We start from the raw sequence: 7382 nt of genomic DNA, 5'->3' as shown, positions 1-7382 counted from the left end.
GCCCAGCGGTCCGTGACCACCCGATCGAGACTCCCGTTCGAAACGCATCCCTCAAGATCGGAACGACAACAGCCTCTGAGCACCGACGGCCAGGGCTACCTCGCCAACCTCGCCGACAACATCGAAGCCATACAGCTGGGCATGGGCGAGGACCTGTTGGAGTACGCCCGCGACGCCGTGGCCCCTGACGCGAAGGTCTTGTCGGCGACCGAATACCGCTGGCTGGCCCGCCGGCTGACCGAAGCCCTCTCCGACGCGCTCAGGGTGGCCGACTCGCGAGGTCAACGCCTCCCCGACCCGGAAGAGGTGACCGCGGATGCCTGACTCCATGAACACCGACGCGCAGTCCCGTGATGGTGCGCGAGGGCGCTACCGATTCCGCGAGTACCACGTGACCACCGTCCCCGACTCCCTGGCTCTGCCGGCCTTCACGGCGCTCTGCGTCACAGGCGAGGAACGCAACTGCGGCGCCACATCCGGCACCCTGCACACACCGGACGAGCTGATCCGCTGGATCGCCGGACACTGCGCCGCCACCGGCCACCAGGACTACGAGCAGACCGTCCGAGCCATACTCCGTGCCGAGCCCGGAGCGTGGCAGTAAAGTTCCCCTGCGCTGACACCGCGCCAGCGGCAGCACCACCGTGCGCCCCGCGCCCCTGACGGCAGTAGCGACGGCAACACCCACGGATTCCCCCGCACAACCACGGACACCAAGGGAGCCCGAAACCGCCGCTGATCTGCGAATACGCAGGTAGAGCGGGGTCGCGTAGCACACGTACTATGTGCTGGCGGGGGAGACGCCAGTCCTGGTTCACAACAGCGGAGGGTGCATTCCGGCCCTCCGGGGTTGGAGCAGCCGACGCTTCCAGTTCGGGAACCAGACCTTCCTTCTGGACAAGAAGGGAATGGAGCACATCCTCACTCGTCATCATCCGAAAATGTGGGATGGCTCGGTAAAGGCTCAGCAGTCCTTCTTCGACCCCAAGATGAGCGTTGCTGATGTCCAGGACGCAATCGGGCAGGTCATGCGCCAGAACAGGGATACGCTCGTTCAGCGAGGAAGCAGGGGTATGTATCAGATTCAGGGAAACGTCAACGGAGTAGACTACGTTCTCGGCATGAATAAAGGCCGAGTCGGCCAGTTCTACCCTGTTGCTCCCTGACATGAGGAATCGCGGCGTGATCGAGATCGAGACGTACCTGAGGGATTCGGGCGGCAAGTTCGTGCAGGTTGATGCCTGCACCGCCCGCCCAGCTGATGCCGACTACGTCGAGGGTGCGGTGCGAATCGCCATCCACGGAGTTGAGATTATCGGGATCAGTGAATGGGATTACGTTGACCAGCTGTGGGCATACGTGGCCAGCATGGTCCCGCAACTCTCGGCCGCAGGGTACGCGTCGACTTATTTCCCGGATCAGCCGATTGAGCTCTCTTTCCGACAGCAAGGGTCTCAGGTTCTCGTTTCGGTAAAATCGGGCAACGACGTGAAGAGGGTGAGCGTTTCAACGTCTGATTTCTTGGCGGCGCTGAGGGGTGCGGGATCGGCGTTCTTCGGCAAGATGTCGGAGCTTCTCCCGGAGAACGCGGACTCCTATTCGGAGTCTCGTCGCGAATTGTTGTCGTGAATTGACTCGACGCTGAGAGGCCCCGCCAGAGCCGACTCTGGCGGGGCCTCTCGCCGTCTTGACGGCAGTAGTTGACGGCAACGTCAGCGGACAAGCGCGTTGCAGGGTGGCGGTTCGTCGCCGTCGGAGCGTGCCGTCACGGTGGTCTCCGGGCTACCGAGCGCGGTGCCGAGGATATCGATGGCGTCGCGCTGGAGGCGGAGCCGGACGTGGGCATAGACGGTGGCTGTGACGCCGATGTGGGCGTGGCCGAGGAGTTCCTTGATCACGACGAGTTCCACGCCCTGCTCCAGGAGCAGTGTGGCGGTCGAATGGCGGAGGTCGTGAAAGCGGATGCGGCGGAGGCCAGCCTTGCGGAGGAGCGTGGTGAAGGTGCGGGTGAGGTTGGTCGGGTCGATCGGTCGGCCCTGGGGAGTGGTGAACACGTGCCCGTTGTGCTGCCACGTGGTGCCTGCGGCCTCACGCTCGCGCTGCTGCTGTTCGTGGTGGTGCTTCAGCGACTGGAGGCAGCAGCGGGCGGGGAGGGCGATGCGGCGCTCGGAGGCTCGGGTCTTGGTGGGCAACGTGGTGAGTCCGCCTGTGCTCGTGCGCTGCAAGGTGCGGCGGACGGCAGCCGTGCCCCGGTCGACGTCGAGGTCTTCCCAGCGGAGGCCGAGGAGTTCGTGAACCAAGAGTCGCGAACTGTCATGGCTGCCGCCTGGGGTGACGATCGGTCAGTGCCTACGGTCAGTGTGTCCATCGTCAGTGACCCAGGCCGGGGGTGCCCAGTTGAGCCAGCCCAGGAGCGATGCCGACCGCATGCGTCGCAGAGAGCTGTACGACGCCGCGTCGGGTCGGGGAGGTCCCCGCTTACTGCCGTGGACCAGCCCGGAGGTGAAGCCCTGCTACCTGAGCAGCGACGGCCGGGGTTACCTCTCCACCCTCGCCGACAGCATTGAGACGGTACAGCTCAGCATGGGCCAGGAACTGTTGGAGTACGCCCGCGACGCCACGGCACCCGGCGCGAAAGCCCTGTCAGCGAGCGAATACCGCTGGCTGGCCTGCCGGTTGGCAGAAGCACTGGCGGACGCGCTCAGGGTCGCGGACTCGCGCGGACAGCGCATCCCGGATCAGGAAGAGGCGGCCGAGGATGCCTGACTCTCCGAACGCCGGCGCACGAGCACGCAACGCCTCTCGGGGCCGCTACCGCTTCCGCGAGTACCACGTGACCACCGTCCCCGACCCCCTGGCGCTGCCAACGTTCGAGGCGGTCTGCGTCACCGGCGAAGAGCGCAACTGCGGCGCCACGTCAGGCACGCTGCACACCTCGGACGAGCTGACCCGCTGGATCGCCGGACACTGCGCCCAGAGCGGCCACGAGCTCTACGAGCAGACCGTCCGCGCTCTCGTCCGTGCCGAACCCGGCGCATGGCAGTAGAGTCCCGCTGCAGCGACACCAGGCAGCGGCAGCGCAATCGTATGCCCCGAGCCGTTGACGGCAGTAGCGACGGCAACACCCACGGATTTCCCCGCACATCCACGGACGCCAGCGGAACGCAAATCACGCGCTGACCTGCGAAGAAGCAGGTAGAGGGGTGCCGCGTAGCACACGTACTATGTGCTGGCGGGGCAGACTCCGGTCCTGGTTCATAACTCAGGTCCTGGGTGCGGATCCGTATGGATCGATTCGAACAGGGTGCCTCATCATTTCAAACATGCTGCCGACTTCGGGGTCACTGCGAAGGAGAGCAAAGCGAGCAAGCAAGCATTCGTGAACGCCTTGGAAGGCTTCGTTAAGGATCCAGGAAACGTTCAAATCGCGGGAACGTATCGCGGGACGCCTGCCCGGCACTACGTGGATCTCAACACCGGGCGTCACGTCTCGGTGGACATCGAATCCGGCGAGATGCTTGGTGCAAATCGGATGTGACTTCAGACCAGGGCCAGCCCGCGGCCGGACTCGTCCGTGGCGGTGGCTGCCCTGAGGACGGGCAGCGAACGGGGGTCCGGGTCGGTGACCTCCACTCTGTCGCGAGCGGGCCGGGCTCTCCCTGGAGGCGCTCGTCGAGGGCAGCTTCTACGGCAAGTCGCACCTCAGCGACATCGAACGCGGGGAGCGGCGCATGCCGCTGGATCTGGCCCGGCATGTGGACCGCGTGCTGGGGACGGACGGGTTCTTCGAACGGCACTGTGAGCATGTGCGGAGGGCGCGGCGGGCCGGGCACGCCAGCTACTTCGAGCATGTACTGGAAATGGAGAGGCGCGCCAAGTCCATCGAGGAGTGGTGTCCCAGCCTCTTTCCGGGGCTGCTCCAGACGGCTGCGTATGCGCGGGCTGTCGTCCAGGCGACTCATCCGCTCGCCCTGGACGACGAGGTGGAACCGAAGGTGAGTGCCCGGATCGCCCGCGCCGCCATCTTCGAGGAGGATCACCACACGCCCTCGTACTGGGTGATCCTGCACGAGTCACTGCTGGTGGACCCGATCCTGGCCGGCCGTCAGATGGCCGAACAGCTCGATCGGGTCGTGGAGCTGACAGAGCGTCGCCGCATCGTTCCGCAGATCCTCTTGCGGACGTCCGGCCCGCATCCCTTCATGGTCGGTACCGCAATGCTTCTGACGTTTGCGGATGCTCCACCGCTGGTCTACACCGAATCGCTGCACAGTGGTGTGACCATCGACGATCCGGCTCTCGTCGAAGAGTACCGCAAGTCGTACTATCGGCTCAGGGCCGTCGCGCTGTCACCTGAGGCGTCCCTGGCCAGGATCAAGGCTGCGGCAGAGGATTACCGACATGGCGAGCAACCGGATCGACCTGAGTGAAGCGCTCTGGAGCAAGAGCAGCTACAGCAACGGTGACGGCGGGGATTGTGTCGAAGTCGCGAGCGACTTTCCCGGTGCCGCCCTCTGGCGCAAGTCGAGCTACAGCAACGGAAGCGGGGGCAACTGCCTCGAGGTCGCCGACGGAGTCCCCGGGCTCGTCCCCGTCCGGGACTCCAAACTCGCCGACGGGCCCGTGCTGACGCTCTCTGCCCGCGCCTGGGCGCCCTTCGTCGAGGCGCTCAAGGGATAGCGTCCGCGTCCCTGCGGGGTTCGCCCGCCGCCCAACTGCCCAGCAGGCGCAGGGCCTCAGCGGCGGGGGAGCCCGGTTCCGCGTGGTAGGTCATCTGAGCCCGGCACAGGGCCCGTACCGCCCCAGGACTTCGTGCGGGAGCGGGTCACCGGGGCCGGCCGGCAGGACGCCGGAGCCGTCAGTGCGGAAGGGTCGCCGGGCTGCCGCCGTTCGCCTCGTAGCCGGCCACCGCCAGGGCCCGGTACACCGCGAACTCGGCGGCCGGGTCCGGGGACAGGGTCCACGGCAGGGCGCCGACATGGCCGTCGATGTGTATCAGCTGGCTCATCGCCTCGGCCCAGCGCTCACTGCGCACCAGGAAGAAGACCAGCATGTGCCGCACATGCGCCAGCATCGGGTCGTCGGGGCGGGCCGAGTGCACCGCGTGCAGCGCGCCGTGGATCGCCTTGGTCACGACCTCGCTCTGGTAGAAGCCGCTGACCAGATTCACCTCGGGCAGGTGCTCGAACACCGCGAACAGCGGCATCGCCGCCAGCAGCGAACCCTGCGGTGCCCGCGCCGCCGCGGCCTCCGCGAACGAGTAGGCCAGCTCCCTCGAGCCGTGCCACTTCTCGCACCAGTAGTGCAGGGCGGCCAGATGGGCGCCCATGTGGTTCGGCGCGCGGTCCAGGATCTTCAGCCAGAGCTGCTCGAAGTCCTTGTGCTCGTAGCCCAGTCCGCGGGCCACCGAGAGCTCGACGATGTACGGGATGGGATCGCCCGGCGCCAGCAGCGCCGCCTCACCGCACGCCGCCTTCGCCTCCTCCATGATGATCCGGAACTCGTCCGTCCCGGGCGCCGCCGTACGCCAGGCCTGCTGCACCAGGAACTCGGCGTGCACGGCCGCCCCGCCCGCGTCCTTGGGCGCCTCGGCCCGCCAGGCGCGCAGCCACTGCCCGCCCGGCGCCCCCTCCGCCCCGCCGGGACGCTGCTGGAGCTCCAGCGAGGCGGCGCCGGCGAAGGCCTGCACGCGCTGCCAGCGCAGCTCTCCCTCCGCCTCCGTGCCCGCCAGCAGCTGCTGGGCCGCGCGGTAGTCCTGCGTGCCCTGCACCACCTCCAGGACGTCCAGCAGGTCCTGGTCGGGGCCGGGCAGCCGGATGTCCAGCTCCTCGGTGCGGACGAAGCCGTAGTTCGCGGGGTCCGCCGCGTCCGGGTGGTCGGGGGTGACCAGACCGACCGCGCCGCGCCGGCGCCGCAGCACGGGGAGCAGCACGAAGCCGAGCATGACCAGCGCGATCAGCACCCACAGAATGTCCATGTCTCAAGCGAACCAGACCGCATCCGCACTTGGCCAACCTGGGTGCCGGACCTGTGGAAAACCCCGCTCCCCGGGCCCGGTGCGGGGAGCACGGCAGCCGCCCGCCGGTGACACCCGCGCCGCCCGGCGGCCGGCCCGGCCTCCTCGCTCCGGCCCCCACCCCCGGGCCGGTCCGGGCGCTCGCCCCGTCGGCGCACTACCCTCGGACCCCATGAGCGACAGGCACATCAGTCAGCACTTCGAGACGCTCGCGATCCACGCGGGCAACACCGCCGACCCCCTGACGGGCGCGGTCGTCCCGCCGATCTACCAGGTGTCCACCTACAAGCAGGACGGCGTCGGCGGCCTGCGCGGCGGCTACGAGTACAGCCGCAGCGCCAACCCGACCCGTACCGCGCTGGAGGAGAACCTCGCCGCCCTGGAGGGCGGCCGCCGCGGCCTTGCGTTCGCGTCCGGACTGGCGGCCGAGGACTGCCTGTTGCGTACGCTGCTCAGCCCGGGTGACCACGTGGTGATCCCGAACGACGCCTACGGCGGCACGTTCCGACTCTTCGCGAAGGTGGTCGCCCGCTGGGGCGTGGAGTGGTCGGTGGCCGACACCTCCGACCCGGCCGCCGTGCGGGCGGCCCTCACCCCCAAGACCAAGATCGTGTGGGTGGAGACCCCGTCCAACCCGCTGCTCGGCATCACCGACATCGCGGCGGTCGCCCAGATCGCCCGGGACGCGGGCGCCCGGCTCGTCGTCGACAACACCTTCGCCACGCCCTACCTGCAGCAGCCGCTGTCGCTCGGTGCGGACGTCGTCGTGCACTCCCTGACCAAGTACATGGGCGGCCACTCCGACGTGGTCGGCGGTGCGCTGATCACCGCGGACGCGGAGCTGGGCGAGGAGCTGGCCTTCCACCAGAACGCGATGGGCGCGGTCGCCGGGCCGTTCGACTCCTGGCTGGTGCTGCGCGGCACCAAGACCCTCTCGGTGCGCATGGACCGGCACAGCGAGAACGCCGCCAGGGTCGCCGACATGCTCACCCGGCACCCGCGCGTGACCAGCGTGCTGTACCCGGGCCTGCCGGACCACCCCGGTCACGAGGTCGCCGCCAAGCAGATGCGGTCCTTCGGCGGCATGGTCTCCTTCCGCGTCGAGGGCGGCGAGGAGGCGGCCGTCGAGGTCTGCAACCGGGCCCGGGTCTTCACGCTCGGCGAGTCCCTGGGCGGTGTCGAGTCGCTGATCGAGCACCCCGGCCGGATGACGCACGCCTCCGCCGCCGGCTCGGCGCTCGAGGTGCCCGCCGACCTGGTGCGGCTGTCCGTGGGCATCGAGAACGCCGACGACCTGCTCGAGGACCTGCAGCAGGCGCTGGGCAAGTAGCACCCGGCGGAACCTTTACGGCAGAACGTCCAGCGG

11 protein-coding genes and 2 pseudogenes are annotated in these 7382 nt (G+C 68.3%); 10 read left to right on the top strand and 3 right to left on the bottom strand.

Going from position 1 to position 7382, the window contains the following annotated elements; translation table 11 throughout:
* Nucleotides 1-12 precede the first annotated feature (12 nt).
* The 4 genes from ABD198_RS03125 to ABD198_RS03110 all read left to right on the top strand — a co-directional run bounded on the left by ABD198_RS03125 (nt 13) and on the right by ABD198_RS03110 (nt 1629).
* Nucleotides 13-324: a hypothetical protein gene (locus ABD198_RS03125; RefSeq protein ID WP_343997745.1), complete on the top strand. Its 312-nt coding sequence runs from the start codon at nt 13-15 to the stop codon at nt 322-324.
* Complete coding sequence (locus tag ABD198_RS03120; RefSeq protein ID WP_343997734.1) at nt 317-604, top strand: DUF7848 domain-containing protein; 288 nt, start codon at nt 317-319, stop codon at nt 602-604. The genes ABD198_RS03125 and ABD198_RS03120 overlap by 8 nt, the downstream gene beginning before the upstream one ends.
* Nucleotides 605-908: 304 nt before the next feature.
* Complete coding sequence (locus tag ABD198_RS03115) at nt 909-1166, top strand: EndoU domain-containing protein (protein WP_343997732.1); 258 nt, start codon at nt 909-911, stop codon at nt 1164-1166.
* A 16-nt stretch (nt 1167-1182) separates the two neighbouring features.
* The gene (locus ABD198_RS03110) at nt 1183-1629 is read left to right on the top strand and encodes a hypothetical protein (RefSeq protein ID WP_343997731.1); all 447 of its coding nucleotides are present in this window, start codon (nt 1183-1185) and stop codon (nt 1627-1629) included.
* An 83-nt stretch (nt 1630-1712) separates the two neighbouring features.
* Here ABD198_RS03110 and ABD198_RS03105 read toward each other — a convergent pair.
* Nucleotides 1713-2291: pseudogene (locus tag ABD198_RS03105) on the bottom strand (site-specific integrase); the annotation flags it as partial.
* A 136-nt stretch (nt 2292-2427) separates the two neighbouring features.
* On the opposite strand from ABD198_RS03105, the gene ABD198_RS03100 reads away from it, so the two are divergent.
* From ABD198_RS03100 to ABD198_RS30655, 3 genes are all read left to right on the top strand, one after another.
* Nucleotides 2428-2766: a hypothetical protein gene (locus ABD198_RS03100; RefSeq protein ID WP_343997744.1), complete on the top strand. Its 339-nt coding sequence runs from the start codon at nt 2428-2430 to the stop codon at nt 2764-2766.
* Nucleotides 2759-3046 carry a DUF7848 domain-containing protein gene (locus ABD198_RS03095; RefSeq protein WP_343997729.1) on the top strand — a complete coding sequence of 96 codons (288 nt, stop codon included), beginning with the start codon at nt 2759-2761 and terminating at the stop codon, nt 3044-3046. The genes ABD198_RS03100 and ABD198_RS03095 overlap by 8 nt, the downstream gene beginning before the upstream one ends.
* Before the next feature lie 180 nt (nt 3047-3226).
* The gene (locus tag ABD198_RS30655; RefSeq protein WP_425580403.1) at nt 3227-3538 is read left to right on the top strand and encodes a colicin D domain-containing protein; all 312 of its coding nucleotides are present in this window, start codon (nt 3227-3229) and stop codon (nt 3536-3538) included.
* 5 nt (nt 3539-3543) lie between these two features.
* Here ABD198_RS30655 and ABD198_RS03090 read toward each other — a convergent pair.
* A pseudogene (locus ABD198_RS03090) lies at nt 3544-3642 on the bottom strand (ATP-binding protein); the annotation flags it as partial.
* A 17-nt stretch (nt 3643-3659) separates the two neighbouring features.
* Here ABD198_RS03090 and ABD198_RS03085 point away from each other — a divergent pair.
* Nucleotides 3660-4430 (top strand): DUF5753 domain-containing protein, encoded by a 771-nt coding sequence (locus ABD198_RS03085; RefSeq protein ID WP_343997743.1) that lies wholly within the window; start codon nt 3660-3662, stop codon nt 4428-4430.
* Nucleotides 4402-4680, top strand: coding sequence for a DUF397 domain-containing protein (locus ABD198_RS03080; RefSeq protein WP_343997728.1), 279 nt, complete (start codon nt 4402-4404; stop codon nt 4678-4680). The genes ABD198_RS03085 and ABD198_RS03080 overlap by 29 nt, the downstream gene beginning before the upstream one ends.
* Nucleotides 4681-4858: 178 nt before the next feature.
* Here the strand turns inward: ABD198_RS03080 and ABD198_RS03075 are convergent, their stop codons facing one another.
* A complete protein-coding gene (locus tag ABD198_RS03075) occupies nt 4859-5977 on the bottom strand; it encodes a hypothetical protein (protein ID WP_343997727.1) in 1119 nt (372 codons plus the stop codon).
* Between the two features lie 211 nt (nt 5978-6188).
* Here ABD198_RS03075 and ABD198_RS03070 point away from each other — a divergent pair, with 211 nt between their 5' ends.
* A complete protein-coding gene (locus ABD198_RS03070) occupies nt 6189-7346 on the top strand; it encodes a cystathionine gamma-synthase (protein WP_343997726.1) in 1158 nt (385 codons plus the stop codon).
* Nucleotides 7347-7382: the final 36 nt, after the last annotated feature.

Source organism: Streptomyces thermocarboxydovorans (assembly GCF_039524635.1).
Lineage (GTDB): Bacteria > Actinomycetota > Actinomycetes > Streptomycetales > Streptomycetaceae > Streptomyces > Streptomyces thermocarboxydovorans.
This window is presented reverse-complemented; position numbering and strand designations above follow the sequence as displayed.

Bases quoted from the DNA above. Each gene is read 5' to 3' on its own strand.
- ABD198_RS03120 (WP_343997734.1), top strand. From the start codon at position 317: ATGCCTGACTCCATGAACACCGACGCGCAGTCCCGTGATGGTGCGCGA.
- ABD198_RS03115 (WP_343997732.1), top strand. From the start codon at position 909: ATGGAGCACATCCTCACTCGTCATCATCCGAAAATGTGGGATGGCTCG.
- ABD198_RS03100 (WP_343997744.1), top strand. From the start codon at position 2,428: ATGCGTCGCAGAGAGCTGTACGACGCCGCGTCGGGTCGGGGAGGTCCC.
- ABD198_RS03095 (WP_343997729.1), top strand. From the start codon at position 2,759: ATGCCTGACTCTCCGAACGCCGGCGCACGAGCACGCAACGCCTCTCGG.
- ABD198_RS03080 (WP_343997728.1), top strand. From the start codon at position 4,402: ATGGCGAGCAACCGGATCGACCTGAGTGAAGCGCTCTGGAGCAAGAGC.
- ABD198_RS03075 (WP_343997727.1), bottom strand. From the start codon at position 5,977: ATGGACATTCTGTGGGTGCTGATCGCGCTGGTCATGCTCGGCTTCGTG.
- ABD198_RS03070 (WP_343997726.1), top strand. From the start codon at position 6,189: ATGAGCGACAGGCACATCAGTCAGCACTTCGAGACGCTCGCGATCCAC.